The following is a 15,252-nucleotide window of genomic DNA, read 5'->3' on the forward strand; positions in this document are numbered from 1 at the left end:
TCAGGCGTGGAGCGCTTCGTTGAGGGTCACCCCGACGCCAGCGCGGCGGACTGCCTCGATCGCTCCCGTGAGCGAGTTGCGGCGGAACAGGATGCCGTCCCGGCCCGAGAGCTCAGCACCCTTGACTGTCGGGCGCGTACCGTCAGCGCCGACAGGCTCGTCGGCGAGCACGATCTTCGACCCTGCGGTGACGTACAACCCTGCCTCGACGACGCAATCGTCCCCCAGAGAGATGCCGATGCCCGCGTTTGCGCCGAGGAGGGAACGACTCCCGATCGAGACACGGTGCGTGCCGCCTCCCGAGAGTGTGCCCATGATCGAGGAGCCGCCGCCGATGTCGCTGCCGTCACCGACGATGACGCCCTGTGAGATTCGGCCCTCCACCATGCTCTGGCCGAGGGTTCCGGCGTTGTAGTTCACGAAGCCTTCGTGCATCACGGTGGTTCCGGGGGACAGGTACGCGCCCAGCCGCACGCGAGACGCGTCGCCGATGCGGACGCCCGTGGGCAAGACGTAGTCGGTCAGGCGCGGGAACTTATCGAGGCTCTGTACCTGGATGCCGGCGCGTTGCAGTCGTGCGCGGCGCCGGTCGAGCTCGCGCGGGTCGACGGGTCCGGCGTTGGTCCAGGCGACGTTGGGGAGCGCACCGAAGATGCCGTCAAGGTTCAGGTTGTTCGGAGCGACGAGTCGGTGTGACAGTGCGTGGAGGCGGAGGTAGGCATCCGGTGTGCCCGAGGGTGCCGCGTCGAGATCGATCTCGATCTCGATCATCTCGATGCTGACGCCGCGGGTCTCATCCGTGCCCACAGCCTCGGCTATCAGAGCTCGTGCGGCCTCGTGAGCGTCCCGGTGATCAGACAGTGCCCCCGCCTGAGGCGACGGGTACCAGGTGTCCAGAACCGTGCCGTCTGCCGCGACAGTTGCCGCCCCGATACCGCTGATCTTCCGCTGTGCCGTCATCGTTCCAGGGTATCGAGTCGCGCCCCGGGCGCTGCGCCTGTCACGCCCCGCCCATCGTACAGCTTCGACCCCTGGCTAGACTCGAGGAGTGCTGGACCTGACCTCGAATGCTGTCGATCTCACCCGCGCGATCTGCGATATCCCCAGCGTCTCGGGAGACGAAGGACATCTCGCGGACCTGATCGAGCAGGCAGTGGGCGACCTGCCACACCTCGAGGTCATCCGAGACGGCGACACGATCATCGCTCGCACGAATCTCGGGAGAGATCGCCGGGTTGCCATCGCCGGCCACATCGACACCGTCCCCATCAACCGCAACGTTCCCACGCGAACGGTCGACATCGACGGCGAAGAGTTCATCTGGGGCCGCGGCACCGTTGACATGAAGGCCGGAGTAGCGGTGCAGCTCAAGCTTGCCGCCGACCTCGTCGCGCCGAAGGCTGACATCACGTGGATCTGGTATGACCACGAGGAGGTGGCTGCTGCCCTCAACGCGCTCACCCGCATCGCAGCGACCCGGGCCGACCTGTTGGCCGCCGACTTCGCTATTCTCGGGGAGCCCTCCAACGGCCAGGTGGAGGGCGGCTGCAACGGCCACATGCGGGCGATCGTCAGAACGCACGGTGTGCGTTCGCACAGTGCACGGTCATGGATCGGCGAGAACGCCATCCACAAGGCGGCACCAATTCTCGAGCGGCTCGCCGCCTACACGGCGCGGGAGGTTCCCGTTGACGGGCTCGTCTACCGGGAAGGTCTGAACGCTGTTCGCATCACGGGCGGTGTGGCAGGAAACGTCATCCCCGACGTCTGTGAGGTCGAGGTGAACTACCGCTTTGCTCCCTCACGCAGTGGCGCCGAGGCCGAGGCGCACGTGCGAGAGGTCTTCGACGGGTTCGAGGTCGAGGTCATCGATATGGCCGAGGGCGCGCGGCCGGGGCTCGATGACCCGCTGGCGCAGGAGTTCGTCACTGCCGTTGGCGGTACCGCGCAACCCAAGTACGGCTGGACGGATGTGGCACGGTTCTCGGCTCTCGGCATCCCCGCTGTTAACTACGGCCCGGGAGACCCGCAACTCGCTCATCACGACGAAGAGCGCGTTGCCGTTGCCCAGATTCTGGATGTCGAGCGCGGGCTGCGCGCGTGGCTGACCTGACGGCACCGGCGCCGCCATCCCGGCGGTCGCTACCGCCGGCGCTGACGATCGCGCTCATCTATCTCGCTGCGCGTGCCGTCACGTTCGGCTTCCTGATCCTGGCTGCCGCGTTATCGGCCGAGGGAACACGCTTCGGTGCGGGGGCGAGTGTCCAGGATCTCGTCGTGGGGTGGGATGCCCAGTGGTATTGGTTCCTGGCGGTCAACGGTTACCCCGCCGACCTTCCTCTCACTGACGCGGGCGCTGTCGCCGAAAATCAGTGGGCGTTCATGCCGATCTACGCATACCTCGCTGCCGCCATCGCGCCGCTCGTGGGCGGTTGGTGGGGAGTCGCTGCCGTTCTGATATCTCTGGCAGCCGGGTACGGCGCAACCTACGTGCTGTACCGGATGCTGCGGGGTCGGATCGGGGGATCGGCTGCCATCTGGGCGTCCGCCTTCTTTGCTGCCGGTCCGTTGGCTGCACTGTTCCAGGTGGGCTACGCGGAGGCGCTCTTCCTGCTGTGGCTCTTCTTGGCGCTGTGGGCTGTCACCGCCCACCGCTTCGTGTGGGTGTATCCGCTGGTGGTCCTGATGGGCTACACGCGGCCCGGCGTTCTCGCGTTCGCACTGTTCATCGGGCTCTTCGGAATCTGGCGCTTCTTCTCACGCCGCGCCGAACCGCTTCGTGTGCGCGAGGTCATCCACATCGTCGCCCTGGGCGCGCTCGCCACCGCTGTGGGGTTTTCCTGGCAGATCATCGCGGCTATCGTCACGGGGGATCCGGGCGCCTACCTTGCCACCGAACTCGCATGGCGGCGCAACTGGCTCCCGGACGATGCGGGGCACTTCCTGCCGTTCGACGCCTTCGTGCGCGGTGCTGCGTTCTGGGGGGAGGTCTGGGGGTGGGGGGCCGCCGGCGGAGTCATCCTGCTCTCGGTGATTCTGGCCGGCGCGGCCGCGGCGCTGCTCTGGGCGCCGCAGGTTCGGGCGCTGGGACCCGAGATCCGCCTCTGGGCTGTCAGCTACCTCGTCTACCTGCTGGCGGTGTTCTTCCCCCAGTCGAGCATCTTTCGCCTCCTTGTTCCGCTGTCGCCCCTCTGGGGCGCCTTTGCGGTGCCGCGGTCCCTCGTGTGGCGCGTCGGCGTCCTCATCGCGTGCCTGGCCGGGCAGTGGTGGTGGATCTACAACATGTATGCCCTCGGCAATCGGTTCTGGCAAATCCCCTAAGCTTGATTGGTAGACCACGACGAAAGGGAGCCGCCATGGCAGCCATGAAGCCGCGAACCGGAGACGGACCGATGGAGGCCGTGAAGGAAGGCCGCCTCATCATCGTGCGAGTACCTCTCGAAGGCGGTGGCCGCCTTGTCGTCTCGGTGAACGACGCCGAGGCCAAGGAACTGTACGACGTGCTCGGCGGAGTTGTCGGAGCCGCGTAACACGCGATCATCTCAACGCGAAAGCGGCCGGTCGGTAGACCGGCCGCTTTCGCGTTGTCGGTGTGGCGCTTTAGACCGACGGGAGCGTCGTGAGCTGCAGGAGTCCTTCGCGCGCAGTGTTGAGCGCACCCAGGACAGCGGGGGACTGTGCAACCTCTTGAATGAGCGAGCGGTACGCGGTCGTCACCTCGTCGCGCTTGACCGGATCGGCGACGGCACCTCCGGCGAGGACTCGGGGGATGAGGACGGTACCGCCGGGGCGTACCAGTCGCAGTCCGTGTTCGACGTATTCGATGACGCCCTCGGGCTCGGCGTCGACCAACACGATGTCGTACGATGCCTCGTTCATGCGCGGAAGCACCTCGGCTGCGCGGCCCGTGATGAACCGGGCGCGAGCGGGCGGCACCTTCGCCTGCGCGAAAGCCTGACGCGCTGCCCCGAGATGCTCGGGCTCGACATCGATCGTGGTGAGAGTCGCCTGCGGCGCACCGCGCAGCAGCCACAGGCCGGAGACTCCGCCGCCCGTGCCGATCTCGACGATGTTCAGCGCGCGCCCGACGGCGGCGATGGTCGAACACTGCACGCCGACTGCCGCGCTGATCGGTTCGGCGCCCAACTCCAGCGCAGCCTCGCGAGCGCGGGCGATCGCGTCGGGTTCGACCGTGACCTCTTCGACGAATCGATTGACCGCGTGATCTCCCATGCACTGCCCTTTCCCTGAGGGGCAAGCCTACGTGCGCGCGCCCGGATTCTCGCTGAGGCGCGAGGGGTAATCTTGAGCCATGTTCAACGGGATCACGATCGAGAAGCTTTTGCTGATCGGTCTGATCGCCGGGATGATCATCGGCCCCCAGCGTCTTCCGCGCTATGCGGCAGCACTCGGACAGTTCGTGCGTCGAGCTCGCGACTTCGCCCGCTCCGCAGGCTCGCGCGTGAAAGAGGAGATGGGCGAGGACTTCGACGACGTGGATTGGCGCACGCTCGATCCGCGCCAGTACGACCCCCGTCGCATCATCCGTGAGGCCCTCCTCGATGACCCGCCGACACCGCCCGTCAAGCCGCAATCCGCAACGATGGCGGCCGCCGGCACAGCTGCTGCCGCGGCAGAGAGCGCAACGTCGACGAAGGCACCGCCGCTGGCCGCCGGCGAGACTCCGCCGTTCGATGCGGAAGCTACCTGACGCGCATCGGCAGGGAGCGGCCCGACAGTCCGCGGCCGGAGCCCAGAACCGCATCCGCGACGGCCTCGATTGCCGCCGCGGCGGGGTCGCCGGCATCCGTCACGAGGTGCACGTCGCCGGCGTCGCCTGATGCCCGCACGCCCTGACTGAGCGGGATGGAGCCGAGGAGCGGGACGGGTTCGGCATCCGTCTGCAGCGCGGTGGCGACAAGCTCCCCGCCGCCGGAGCCGAACAGATCGAGCACTGTGCCGTCGGGAAGGGTCAGCGGCGCCATGTTCTCGACGACTCCCAGCACGCGCTGACCGGTCTGCCGGGCCACGAGACCCGAGCGGATCGCGACGTCGGCGGCCGCGCGCTGGGGCGTGGTCACCACGATGACCTCGGCGTGGGGCAGGAGTTGTCCGACGGAGATCGCGACATCGCCGGTTCCCGGTGGCATGTCTAGCAGCAGAATGTCGAGGTCACCGAAGTGGACGTCGGTGAGGAACTGCTGCACGGTGCGGTGGAGCATCGGGCCACGCCACGCCACGGCGCCGAGCGGCTCCTCTCCCGAACCACGTCGCAGGAACATTCCGATCGAGATCACCTTCACCCCGTGCGCGACGGGAGGCAGCATGAGGTCATCGATCCGCGTCGGTTGCGGGGGCGTGCCGTCCGGTCCGACAAGACCCAGGATGCCGGGAATCGAGAACCCGTGGACGTCGGCGTCGATGAGCCCGACGCGCAGGCCCCGCGCTGCCAGGCTCGTCGCCAAGAGCGCGGTCAGTGTCGACTTGCCGACCCCGCCTTTGCCGCTCGTGACGGCGATCACGCGGGTCAGGGAATCGGGCCCGAACGGCATCGACCTGGCCGGGCGCCCGGCGCGGAGCATCTCGGTGAGGCGAGCGCGCTCCTGTGCATCCATGACCCCCACTGCGATCTCGGCAGAAGCCACGCCCGGTACCGACAGTGCGGCGGCACGAACATCGGATTCGATTCGAGCTGCAGCGGGGCATCCGGCGACGGTGAGCGCAATGTCGACCCATGCCGCGCCGTCATCGACGCGAGCGCCGCGAACCATGCCGAGCTCGCCGATCGGGCGGCGCAACTCCGGATCCATCACGGCGCCGACGGCGCGCGTGACCTCGTCTGCGGCTGTCACCGCACGCCCCCGCTCATCACGCCGAGCCGTCCTCGCGGACCGGAGACGCGTTCGTGGCGGGCGCGCCCTCGGTGTGCTGCGGCTCCGCGCGTTCGTCGAGCTTTCTCAGCAGCGATTTCAGCTCGGCGCGCAGCGTGTCACGGGTGACGACCTCGGAGGTGACTTCGGTGAGGGCGATGCGGAGGGCCACGATCTCGCGCGCGAGGTACTCGGTATCGGCCAGGTTTCGTTCCGCGCGCTGGCGGTCCTGCTCGATCTGCACGCGGTCGCGGTCATCCTGGCGGTTCTGGGCGAGCAGGATGAGGGGAGCGGCGTAGGAAGCCTGCAGCGAGAGCATGAGCGTCAGGGCCGTGAAGCCGTTGGCCGCGGAATCGAACCGCAGATTCTCGGGGGCAGCAGTGTTCCACGCGATCCACGCGACGCAGAACAGCGTGAGGGCCACGAGGAACCACGGGGTCCCCATGTTTCGGGCGATCCATTCCGTGGCCCTGCCGAACCGATCCCGCGAGGGCTGAGGTGTGCGCCCGCGAATCGGCATGCTCGACCGACCGCGGGGGGCATCCAACCCCCGAGGCGAGCGCGCCATCACAGCTTCACCGGCCCTGTCCAGGGAAAGGACACCGGTCGCTGGTCGGTGGAGTGCGAGCGCCAGTCCTCGGGGAGGAGGTAGTCCAGGACGTCGTCGACGCTGACAACACCGACGAGGCGGTGGACCTGATCGACGACGGGCACCGACACGAGGTTGTACGAGGCGAGGATGCGAGCGACCTCGGCTGCCGTCGCGGTAGCCGCGAGCGGCTCGATGGTGTCGTCGATGAGGGAACCGAGCCGCTCGTGCGGCGGGTAGCGCAGCATCCGTTGGAAGTGCACGGTACCCAAGAACCGCCCCGTGGGAGTCTCGTACGGGGGAAGGGTGATGAACACTGACGCCGCGAGTGCCGGATGCAGTTCATGGCGGCGGATGAGCGCGAGCGCTTCGGCGACCGTCGCTTCGGCCGAGAGCACAATCGGCTCGCTCGTCATGAGACCACCGGCAGTGTCAGGGCCGTACTTCAGGAGCTCGCGAACGTCCTCAGCTTCCTCGGGCTCCATGAGGTCCAGGAGCTGCTCGGAGCGAAGGGCGGGAAGCTGCCCCAGAAGATCGGCCGCGTCATCCGGTTCCATGGCGTCGAGGATGTCGGCGGCGCGCTCGTCGCCCAGCTGCTCGAGGATGTGCGCCTGGTCGTCCTCGGGCATCTCTTCGAGTGCGTCGGCGAGGCGGTCGTCGGGGAGCTCTTCAGCGACCTCGAGCAGGCGTGCGTCGGGAAGGTCGAGCAGCGTATTGGCGAGGTCGGCGGGTTTCAGCTCGCTGAGGGTCGCAACGAGCTGTTCCGCCGACGGCTCCTGCGTCGAATCGAGTTGCTCGGTGACCTCATCCCAGCCGGCGAGCGTTGTCGGGCCCTTCGTGAACGGAGAAGCGCTCGTGCGGGGACGGCGCAAGAACAACTGTCCGATGTCCCAGGCGCCCAGCCGGTCGCGCTCGATGGCGGCATCCTCGATGACCGCTTCCCCTGATCCGTCGCGGAAGTAGACCCGACGACCGAGAAGTTCGGCGAGGACCCGGACCTCGCCGCCGCGCTGCTGGAACCGGCGGACATTGATGAGGCCGGTGGTGATGACCTGTCCCGGCGCGATCGAGGTGACACGCCCGATAGAGACGAAGACGTTTCGCCGACCGGGGATCTCGACTACGAGTCCGACGACGCGGGGCGGGTCATCGGCACGGTAGACGACCACGACATCGCGGACGCGTCCGAGCCGATCGCCGGCAGGGTCGAAGACTGCGCAGCCAGAGAGCCGCGCGACGAAGACCCGCTGCGTGTTCACCCGTCCAGCGTAGCCCGGCGCCCGGGCATGGCCTCCTGCGGTTACGTGCGGCGATTCATGTCGACTCAGCGGACGGCGAGACCCGGCATGGGAGGATGGACGAATGAGCATGATGGGGGGCCAGTTCGCCCGCAACCTCGAGGACGTCGGACAGACCGTCGCGACCTTCGACAAGTACGAAGCCGCCCAGAAGGCGGTGTCCAAGCTCATCGCCGAAGACATTCCTGCCCGCGAGATCACGATCGTCGGTCAGGGGTTGCGTTCGATGGAGCGGGTCACCGGTCGCCTCGGCTACGCCACGGCAGCGCGATCAGGCGCGATCAACGGACTACTCCTGGGCATGCTGTTTTCTGCCGTCTTCGTACTCGGGATGCCGAACGTGCCGATCCAGGCCTTCGTCGGGGTGCTGTTCGTCGGTATCGCGATCGGCATGCTCGCCAGCTTGCTGACCTTCGCCATCGTGCGCCGCCGCCGCGACTTCGCGTCGGTCATGCAGTTCGTCGCCGACCACTACGACATCGCCGTTGCCGGCAGCAGCGCGGGAAGGGCACGCCAGGTGCTGGGACCGCAGGCTGCAGCGCCAGCGCCGCAGCGTACGCAGGTGGTCACCCCGCCGCCCGAGCGCCCGGCCGCGCCCCTGGAGCCGCCGCGCTACGGCCAGCGGATCGAAGACGTGACGCCGCCGGAGCCGGCGGAATCCGGCACTGATGCCTCATCTGCGCCGGGCACTCCCGACACCGGAGCCGGCCAGGATGCGGCGCCGCGGGGCGACGACAAGGCGTAGTCGCCCGCTCGGTGCGCTAGCGCGCGAGCCGCGCGATCCAGGCTTCGACCTCGTCGGCTGTGCGGGGGATGCCTGCTGACAGGTTCACGGGGCCCTCGACGGTCATCAATACGTCGTCCTCGATGCGAACGCCGATTCCGCGCAGTTCTTCGGGAACCGTGAGGTCGTCGATCTGGAAGTACAGGCCCGGCTCGATCGTGAACACCATCCCGGGCTGCAGGATGCCGTCGTAGTACATCTCCCTGCGCGCCTGAGCGCAGTCGTGAACGTCGATGCCGAGGTGGTGGCTGGTGCCGTGGACCATGTACCGGCGATGCTGGCCACCGGTGTCCGCAGCAAGAGCCTCCTCAGCGGTCACCGGCAGAAGGCCCCACTGCGCAGTGCGCGCAGCGATGACCTGCATGGCGGCTTCGTGGATCGAGCGGAAGGTCACCCCGGGGCGGGCTGCAGCGAACGCGGCATCCGCGGCCTCGCGTACCGTCTCGTAGACGCGTCGCTGCACGTCGGTGAATGTCCCGCTGACCGGCAGGGTTCGGGTGATGTCGGCGGTGTAGAGACTGTCGAGCTCGACGCCGGCATCGATCAGGATGAGATCTCCCGGTAGCACCGCGCCGTCGTTGCGGGTCCAGTGCAGGTAGCAGGCGTGGGGTCCGGATGCGGCAATCGTGTCGTATCCCTCGCCGTTGCCGTCGCTGCGCGCGCGCAAGTGGAACACTCCCTCGACAATCCGTTCCCCGCGGGGGTGTCGGGCGATTCGGGGGAGGTCGGCGACGATGTCATCGAACCCCGCTGCGGTCACGGCGACGGCTTCGCGCATCTGCGCGATCTCATCCTCATCCTTGATCAGTCGCATCTCCGAAACCGCGCGGGTGAGGTCGGCGTCAACGTCCACGACGCGCTCGCCGTCGGCTGGTGCGAAGGCGGCGATGTGGTCGGTACGGATGCCGAGGTCGGCAGCAACACCCGCCAGGGCCGGACGCGGCCCGATCCAGAACTCCCCGATGGACGCATCGGCGTAGAACTCTGCCGTCGTACGGTCAGCGCGCTCGCGGAAGTACAGGACTGCCTCGTGTCCGCCGTCGGGAAGCGGGTCCATCACGAGGATCGCGCCGGGTTCGGCATCCGACCCCCACCCGGTCAGGTGTGCGAAGGCCGAATGAGCCCGGAACCGGTAGTCGGTGTCGTTGGAGCGCTGCTTGAGCTCACCCGCGGGAAAGACCAGGCGCTCGCCGGGGAAGGCCGCCGAGAGCGCGTGGCGGCGTCGCGCCGCGAAGGCGGCCCGCGACCGGGCGGGGGGGAACGTTTCGGGGCGCTCAGCCCAGCCCGTCGAGATCGTGTCGAGGAAGCCCTGCGGGAACGGCTGCTTGCGGTTCGTCGTGCTGGTTTCGGTCGCCGCAGTCGTCGTCGTGGCTTCGCTGTCGCCGGTCGTGCTCATTCATCCAGTCTCGCACGCGAGGTTCTCGTGGGTCAGGGTTGGGCTGGTTCCAGTTGCACCACGAGCGGTCGGTGATCGCTTCCGCTGCCGTCGACCGATGACAGAACGAGTGAACCCGTCACCGTCCACGCGTCGGTTGTCATGACGTGGTCGATGGCGGTGCCCAGTAGCGAGGGCCAGGCCGTGCTCCAGGTGCCCACGGATCCCGTGCCGCTGGCTGCCGCCGCATCCACGCACCGCCCGAGTTCGCCCCCATCGACGCCGAGTCCGCCGAAATGGTCGAGCGTCGCGTTGAAGTCGCCGGCCATGATGACGTTGTCGGCAGCGCACTGGTCGCCGAGCCAACGCAGATCGGCGCGCCAATCCTCCATGTAGCCGGAGCGGGGTGCGACGGCGTGAGCTGCCACGACGATCGGGCCGACCCCCGAGACGGGCATCGCTACGGCGCTTGGCACCGTGGATGTCGTGCTCGTGCCCTCCACCGACGATTCGATCACCGCATAATCGCCGAGATCGGGGGTGATGAGCAGGGTTGTCGATCCGGCATCCCAGGGCGTCGAGGGGTCTTTCGCGTGGTGTGCCCACATCGGATGGCCGAGCTCCCTCATCTCGATCGCGACCTGTTCGCCGGTCTCGATGGTCGTTTCGGGAAGAGCGACGATGTCGGCATCCATCGCGACGGCCAGGCGCGCGATCTCATCGGCGGAGGTCGCCGGTCCCGCGGTGTTCCAGGTCATGACGCGGATGGCGGTGTCGGTCTTTGCGGGAAGGCTCTCGGTGCCGATACCGCGGCCCAGGACGATAGCCCCGTTCGCGAGAACACCGATCACTGCGACGATCACGACGGTGATCGCGAGCGGTCGAATCGACCGAGCGAACGACGCGAACAGGGCGAGGATGCCGACCGCCGCGATGGCGAGGAGGATCACCCCGCGGAAAGCGATGATCTGGGCGATCGGTGCCAGGCGTTCCACCCGGAAGAAGTCGGGAGCGGTGAGCACCGCGACCACGGCGACCCAGATCACCGCAACGAGGATCCCCAGAGCTCGACGCACGTCCGCGAGCCTATGACAGCGTTCTGAGAGAAGGGTACGAGCCGCGCCGCGGTGAGCTGTGCACGCGGCGCTAGGCTCAAACGATGGACGACGAGCGGCTCTTCGAGGGACCCGCCGACCTGCATCTGCATTCGACGCAGTCAGACGGGACAGACGCGCCAGCTGACGTCATGCGGGCAGCGCATCGTCACGGCCTGCGCATCGCCGCCCTGACCGATCACGACACCGCCGCGGGTTGGGGTGAGGCCGCCGAGGCAGCCGCGTCCCTCGGCATGATGTTCGTACCGGGCATGGAGATGTCGGCGCGCGATGACTGGCGCAGCGTTCATGTGCTCGCCTACCTGTTCGACCCCGACGACGAGAACCTGCGGGCGATGACCGAGCGGGTGCGGACCTCTCGCCTCGACCGGGCCCGGATGATCTCGGACCGGATCGCCCGAGATTTCGACCTCGAGTGGGAGGACATCCTCGAGCAGACCTCCGACGGAGCTACCGTTGGTCGCCCTCACATCGCCGACGCGCTCGTCGCTCGGGGGCACGTGCGCGATCGTGATGAGGCCTTTCGCGGCATCCTCAGCCCGCGCAGCCCGTACTACGTCGCTCTGTTTGCCCCCGACCCGGTCACTGCGGTGCGGCTCATCGTGTCTGCCGGGGGAGTGCCGATCCTCGCCCACCCCGCCGGGCGTGCAGGCCCCTTCCCGGCGCCGCTGGTGACCCGGATGCTGGACGCCGGTCTCGCCGGCTTCGAGCTCGGCCACCGCGACAACACTGCTGCCGGCATCCGTGAGCTGGAACCGCTGGTCGCTGAGCGCGACCTCATCGTGACCGGATCGAGCGACTACCACGGCCTGGGCAAGCCGAATGTGCCGGGCGAGCACACGACAGACCGCGCGATGGTCGAGCGTATCCTTGCCGCCGGGCGAGGCAGTGCGCCGGTCTACCCGTGAGCCGAGCCTGCCTCTGATGGCGTGGCGCGCGCCACGCCAGCGTCGCAGAATCGCGCGAACTCCGCACTTTCGGCTCAGGATCCTGCGAGGTTCGCGCGATTCTGCGAGGTTCGGATGCCGACCCCGACCCCTGCGAACAGCGAAGCGCCCCCGCCTCGAGAAGAGACGGGGGCGCTGCGCGTGAGCGTCGGATCAGCCGAGGGCCTTGGCCTTCAGCTGGTCGTACTCGGCCTGCGAGATGGTGCCGGCGTCCAGAAGCGACTTGGCGCGGGCGATCTCCTCGGCCGGGCTGTGCTTTGCCCCGCTACCGGCGACCGACTGGATGTAGGCATCCTGGGCCTGCTTGATCTGCTCGGCCTCCTTCATCGAACGCTCGCCCATGCCGCGTCCGCGGGCGATCAGGTAGACCAGCGCCGTGATGAAGGGCAGGAAGAGCAGGAAGATGATCCAGACGGCCTTCCACCAACCGTTCAGCTTGTGGTCACGGAAGAGGTCGCCGATGATCGCGAACAGCACGAACAGGTACGCAACGAAGACGAAGATCCACAGGAACCACCAGATGATGTCCCAGAACGAGCCCCAGAACCCCTGGTACTCGTATCCCGTCGTCACAGCTTCAAGAAATCGCATGACAGCCTTTCGGGGTTTGTGCGGCGCGATGCCGCAGCCATCACCTTAGCGCTGTCGGGTGTCCCGTTTCGAGAGCAACGCCCGCGCGATCACGCGGAGATCAGGCTGCGTCGGGGCGCGGGCCGCGGCGCCGGCGGCGACGGCGCGGCGTCGTCGTGCCGTCGCGGTGCTCGGCGCCCCCACCGTCGTGCGTGCCGGCACCGTCGGCTGTGCGCGGCGGCGTTCCCGACGAGCCCTGCGATCCGCTTGAGCCCGACGAGCCGCCGCGCGAGCGACGCCGACGCGACCCGGACCGTCCGTTCGACGACCCGCCCTCCGCCGTGGAGACGGTCTCGGTGCGCGGCGCTGTCACGATGCGACCCTTCGTCCCCTCAGGGATGTCGAGATCGGTGTACAGGTGAGGGCTCGACGAATACGTCTCGATCGGCTCCGGCTGACCGAACTCCAGCGCGCGGTTGATCAGGGCCCACTTGTGCAGGTCATCCCAGTCGACGAAGGTCACGGCGATACCCGTGCGCCCGGCACGCCCGGTGCGGCCTGCGCGGTGCAGGTAAGTCTTCTCGTCATCGGGAATGGTGTGGTTGATCACGTGCGTCACGTCGTCGACGTCGATGCCGCGCGCCGCGACATCCGTGGCGATCAGCACATCCTTCTTGCCGGCCTTGAACGCTGCCATCGAGCGCTCGCGCGCTTCCTGGCTCATGTCGCCGTGCACGGAGGCGGCTGAGAAGCCGCGGTCTTGCAGCTCGTCGACGAGCTTCTGCGCCGCTCGCTTGGTCCGCGTGAAGATCACCGTCTTGCCGCGCCCCTCGGCCTGCAGGATGCGGGCGATGACCTCGTCCTTGTCAAGCGAATGGGCGCGGTAGACCAGGTGCCGGATGTTGGCCTGCGTGAGTCCCTCATCCGGGTCGCTTGCCCGGATGTGGATCGGGTTGCTCATGAACCGGCGCGCGAGGGTCACGATCTGCCCGGGCATCGTCGCCGAGAACAGCTGTGTATGGCGAACGGCGGGAACGCGCTGGAAGATCTTCTCGATGTCGGGAAGGAACCCGAGGTCGAGCATCTTGTCGGCCTCGTCGAGCACGACCTCGGTCGCGTTCGAGAGATCCAGGAGGCGCTGGCCTGCCAGGTCGATGAGTCGACCCGGGGTACCGACGACGATCTGCGCGCCGGCCTTGAGCTGCTCGATCTGACCCTCGTAGGCCTTTCCGCCGTAGATGGCGACGACCGAGGTCGGCCGGTTCTTGGTCAGCATGTCGATGTCTTCGTAGACCTGAACCGCAAGTTCGCGGGTGGGGACGACGATCAGCGCCTTCACGCCGGGCTCGGGATGGAGCCCGAGGCGCTGCACCACAGGGATGCCGAACCCGAAGGTCTTGCCGGTTCCGGTCTTCGCCTGGCCGATGATGTCCTGGCCGGGAAGGCCCAGCGGAATGGTCTGTTCCTGGATCGGAAACGCATCCACGATGCCGCGCTCGGCGAGCGCATCGACGATGTCTTGATCCACGCCGAGATCGGCGAAAGTCGTCACGATAGAAGCCTGTCTGGCAGCCTGTGCTGCCGCTGGTGTCGGATCCACGCCCTTCACTCAGCCGCAGGCGCGGGGCTCCGGGCCTACGCCGGAGACCGCCCCAGTCTACCGGCGGGCGCTGGATGACCCCTCGGAGCGGCCTCGCTCGGCGGGTCGGCCCATGCTGGCCCTAGGCTGTGTGCGTGGTCGACTGGAAGTTCTGGCGCAAGAGCCGTCCGCTGGCCGCGACGCTGTCGTTGCGGTCCCGGGGCGATTTCGGCGACGCCCACCGCGTTGATTTCGAAGAGCTCGCCCCCGACATCGATGTCTTCCTCGGGCAGGCCGCCTACCTGCAGCTCGGGTTCTTCGAGACGCTGAGTGAACTCATCGCTATGACGCCGTCGCTCGAGAAGAAGGAAGCGCTGTCGCGGGCTGCGGGCGCGGCGCTGACCAAGCACGAGGCTCTCGTTGGCGTCATCCGTGATCGCGGAGACGACCCGACGGCGCTGATGCTGCCCTTCCGGGAACCGCTCGATCATTTCCGCCGCGCCACCCACGGCGTGCGTCCGCAAGAGACGATGCTCTCGGTGCACATCATCGCCGGCATGCTCGATGACTTCTACCTTGCGCTGGCTGCCAGCTACGGAGACACCGGTCGTCGTGTGGCGCGCATCCTCGGTGCGGATGCCGATCGCCAGGCGGTCGTGGAGATCCTGACCGAAACGATCGACAGCGACGACGAGTGGCGCTCACTGCTGGCGATGTGGGGGCGACGCTTGGTGGGCGACACGCTCCTGGTTGCGCGCGCAGCCCTTCGACCCAAGCACCTTCAGCTGCAGGACGAGCAGAAGGTCGAGCCGGTCTTCACGCAGCTGATGGCAGCGCACTCGCGCCGGATGGACGACCTGGGACTGGCTGCCTAATCGGCGCGGCTCAGATCAGGCGACGAACCCGACGCGACGCGCCTCTTCGGTGCCGACCTCGACGTAGGCAAGTCCTGCAGTCGGGACGATGTAGGCGTTTCCGCGGACGTCGGTGAAGGTGACGTGCGTTGCGCCGGAATCCAGCGCCTGGGCGACGGACTGGCGAACGTCAGCGGCGGAATCGTTCGTCTCGAAGTTCAGCTCGCGACCCGAATTCGTGATGCCGATGCGAATCTCCACGTTCCTGCCT

At 67.7% G+C, this 15,252-nt stretch carries 17 protein-coding genes; 7 read left to right on the top strand and 10 right to left on the bottom strand.

What is annotated here, in order from left to right; genetic code table 11:
- On the bottom strand, nt 1-960 hold the full coding sequence (gene dapD / locus LL236_RS01940; protein ID WP_228177102.1) for a 2,3,4,5-tetrahydropyridine-2,6-dicarboxylate N-succinyltransferase: 960 nt from the start codon (nt 958-960) through the stop codon (nt 1-3).
- Nucleotides 961-1,048: 88 nt separating this feature from the next.
- Between dapD and dapE the strand changes: the two genes are divergently transcribed.
- From dapE to LL236_RS01955, 3 genes are read left to right on the top strand one after another with little or no spacing between them, the layout of a single operon-like run.
- On the top strand, nt 1,049-2,113 hold the full coding sequence (gene dapE, locus LL236_RS01945) for a succinyl-diaminopimelate desuccinylase (protein WP_228177103.1): 1,065 nt from the start codon (nt 1,049-1,051) through the stop codon (nt 2,111-2,113).
- Nucleotides 2,101-3,321, top strand: coding sequence for a hypothetical protein (locus LL236_RS01950; RefSeq protein WP_228177104.1), 1,221 nt, complete (start codon nt 2,101-2,103; stop codon nt 3,319-3,321). The genes dapE and LL236_RS01950 overlap by 13 nt, the downstream gene beginning before the upstream one ends.
- Nucleotides 3,322-3,356: 35 nt before the next feature.
- Entirely contained in the window at nt 3,357-3,530 is a 174-nt protein-coding gene (locus LL236_RS01955) for a DUF3117 domain-containing protein (RefSeq protein WP_076490128.1), read from the top strand.
- A 70-nt stretch (nt 3,531-3,600) separates the two neighbouring features.
- Here the strand turns inward: LL236_RS01955 and LL236_RS01960 are convergent, their stop codons facing one another.
- Nucleotides 3,601-4,233 (bottom strand): O-methyltransferase, encoded by a 633-nt coding sequence (locus LL236_RS01960; protein WP_228177105.1) that lies wholly within the window; start codon nt 4,231-4,233, stop codon nt 3,601-3,603.
- Between the two features lie 79 nt (nt 4,234-4,312).
- Here LL236_RS01960 and LL236_RS01965 point away from each other — a divergent pair, with 79 nt between their 5' ends.
- Entirely contained in the window at nt 4,313-4,711 is a 399-nt protein-coding gene (locus LL236_RS01965; protein ID WP_228177106.1) for a Sec-independent protein translocase TatB, read from the top strand.
- On the opposite strand, the gene LL236_RS01970 is transcribed toward LL236_RS01965, so the two are convergent.
- The 3 genes from LL236_RS01970 to LL236_RS01980 are packed head-to-tail and all read right to left on the bottom strand — an operon-like array spanning nt 4,704 to nt 7,718.
- The gene (locus tag LL236_RS01970) at nt 4,704-5,810 is read right to left on the bottom strand and encodes an Mrp/NBP35 family ATP-binding protein (RefSeq protein WP_374197994.1); all 1,107 of its coding nucleotides are present in this window, start codon (nt 5,808-5,810) and stop codon (nt 4,704-4,706) included. The two genes, LL236_RS01965 and LL236_RS01970, sit on opposite strands and share 8 nt — an antisense overlap.
- Nucleotides 5,811-5,868: 58 nt before the next feature.
- A complete protein-coding gene (locus LL236_RS01975; protein ID WP_228177108.1) occupies nt 5,869-6,438 on the bottom strand; it encodes a DUF1003 domain-containing protein in 570 nt (189 codons plus the stop codon).
- Entirely contained in the window at nt 6,438-7,718 is a 1,281-nt protein-coding gene (locus LL236_RS01980) for a magnesium transporter MgtE N-terminal domain-containing protein (protein WP_228177109.1), read from the bottom strand. Before LL236_RS01980 ends, LL236_RS01975 begins: the two co-directional genes overlap by 1 nt.
- Nucleotides 7,719-7,821: 103 nt before the next feature.
- Here LL236_RS01980 and LL236_RS01985 point away from each other — a divergent pair, with 103 nt between their 5' ends.
- The gene (locus LL236_RS01985) at nt 7,822-8,502 is read left to right on the top strand and encodes a general stress protein (RefSeq protein ID WP_228177110.1); all 681 of its coding nucleotides are present in this window, start codon (nt 7,822-7,824) and stop codon (nt 8,500-8,502) included.
- A gap of 16 nt (nt 8,503-8,518) precedes the next feature.
- Here the strand turns inward: LL236_RS01985 and LL236_RS01990 are convergent, their stop codons facing one another.
- Together LL236_RS01990 and LL236_RS01995 are read right to left on the bottom strand one after the other, a co-directional pair.
- Complete coding sequence (locus LL236_RS01990) at nt 8,519-9,937, bottom strand: aminopeptidase P family protein (RefSeq protein ID WP_228177111.1); 1,419 nt, start codon at nt 9,935-9,937, stop codon at nt 8,519-8,521.
- 32 nt (nt 9,938-9,969) lie between these two features.
- Complete coding sequence (locus LL236_RS01995; RefSeq protein ID WP_228177112.1) at nt 9,970-10,992, bottom strand: endonuclease/exonuclease/phosphatase family protein; 1,023 nt, start codon at nt 10,990-10,992, stop codon at nt 9,970-9,972.
- An 83-nt stretch (nt 10,993-11,075) separates the two neighbouring features.
- Between LL236_RS01995 and LL236_RS02000 the strand changes: the two genes are divergently transcribed.
- Nucleotides 11,076-11,939: a PHP domain-containing protein gene (locus LL236_RS02000; RefSeq protein ID WP_228177113.1), complete on the top strand. Its 864-nt coding sequence runs from the start codon at nt 11,076-11,078 to the stop codon at nt 11,937-11,939.
- Between the two features lie 192 nt (nt 11,940-12,131).
- Here the strand turns inward: LL236_RS02000 and LL236_RS02005 are convergent, their stop codons facing one another.
- On the bottom strand, nt 12,132-12,569 hold the full coding sequence (locus LL236_RS02005) for an SHOCT domain-containing protein (RefSeq protein WP_228177114.1): 438 nt from the start codon (nt 12,567-12,569) through the stop codon (nt 12,132-12,134).
- A gap of 100 nt (nt 12,570-12,669) precedes the next feature.
- Nucleotides 12,670-14,100 carry a DEAD/DEAH box helicase gene (locus tag LL236_RS02010; RefSeq protein ID WP_228177115.1) on the bottom strand — a complete coding sequence of 477 codons (1,431 nt, stop codon included), beginning with the start codon at nt 14,098-14,100 and terminating at the stop codon, nt 12,670-12,672.
- A gap of 182 nt (nt 14,101-14,282) precedes the next feature.
- Here LL236_RS02010 and LL236_RS02015 point away from each other — a divergent pair, with 182 nt between their 5' ends.
- A complete protein-coding gene (locus tag LL236_RS02015) occupies nt 14,283-15,002 on the top strand; it encodes a ferritin-like fold-containing protein (protein ID WP_228177116.1) in 720 nt (239 codons plus the stop codon).
- Between the two features lie 15 nt (nt 15,003-15,017).
- Here the strand turns inward: LL236_RS02015 and LL236_RS02020 are convergent, their stop codons facing one another.
- Nucleotides 15,018-15,242: a DUF3107 domain-containing protein gene (locus LL236_RS02020; protein ID WP_195691794.1), complete on the bottom strand. Its 225-nt coding sequence runs from the start codon at nt 15,240-15,242 to the stop codon at nt 15,018-15,020.
- Nucleotides 15,243-15,252: the final 10 nt, after the last annotated feature.

Source organism: Microbacterium schleiferi (assembly GCF_020781975.1).
Taxonomy (GTDB): domain Bacteria; phylum Actinomycetota; class Actinomycetes; order Actinomycetales; family Microbacteriaceae; genus Microbacterium.

Coding starts and splice junctions, on each gene's coding strand:
- dapD (WP_228177102.1), bottom strand. CDS start 960: ATGACGGCACAGCGGAAGATCAGCGGTATCGGGGCGGCAACTGTCGCG.
- LL236_RS01955 (WP_076490128.1), top strand. CDS start 3,357: ATGGCAGCCATGAAGCCGCGAACCGGAGACGGACCGATGGAGGCCGTG.
- LL236_RS01960 (WP_228177105.1), bottom strand. CDS start 4,233: ATGGGAGATCACGCGGTCAATCGATTCGTCGAAGAGGTCACGGTCGAA.
- LL236_RS01965 (WP_228177106.1), top strand. CDS start 4,313: ATGTTCAACGGGATCACGATCGAGAAGCTTTTGCTGATCGGTCTGATC.
- LL236_RS01970 (WP_374197994.1), bottom strand. CDS start 5,810: ATGGATCCGGAGTTGCGCCGCCCGATCGGCGAGCTCGGCATGGTTCGC.
- LL236_RS01975 (WP_228177108.1), bottom strand. CDS start 6,438: ATGGCGCGCTCGCCTCGGGGGTTGGATGCCCCCCGCGGTCGGTCGAGC.
- LL236_RS01985 (WP_228177110.1), top strand. CDS start 7,822: ATGAGCATGATGGGGGGCCAGTTCGCCCGCAACCTCGAGGACGTCGGA.
- LL236_RS01990 (WP_228177111.1), bottom strand. CDS start 9,937: ATGAGCACGACCGGCGACAGCGAAGCCACGACGACGACTGCGGCGACC.
- LL236_RS02000 (WP_228177113.1), top strand. CDS start 11,076: ATGGACGACGAGCGGCTCTTCGAGGGACCCGCCGACCTGCATCTGCAT.
- LL236_RS02005 (WP_228177114.1), bottom strand. CDS start 12,569: ATGCGATTTCTTGAAGCTGTGACGACGGGATACGAGTACCAGGGGTTC.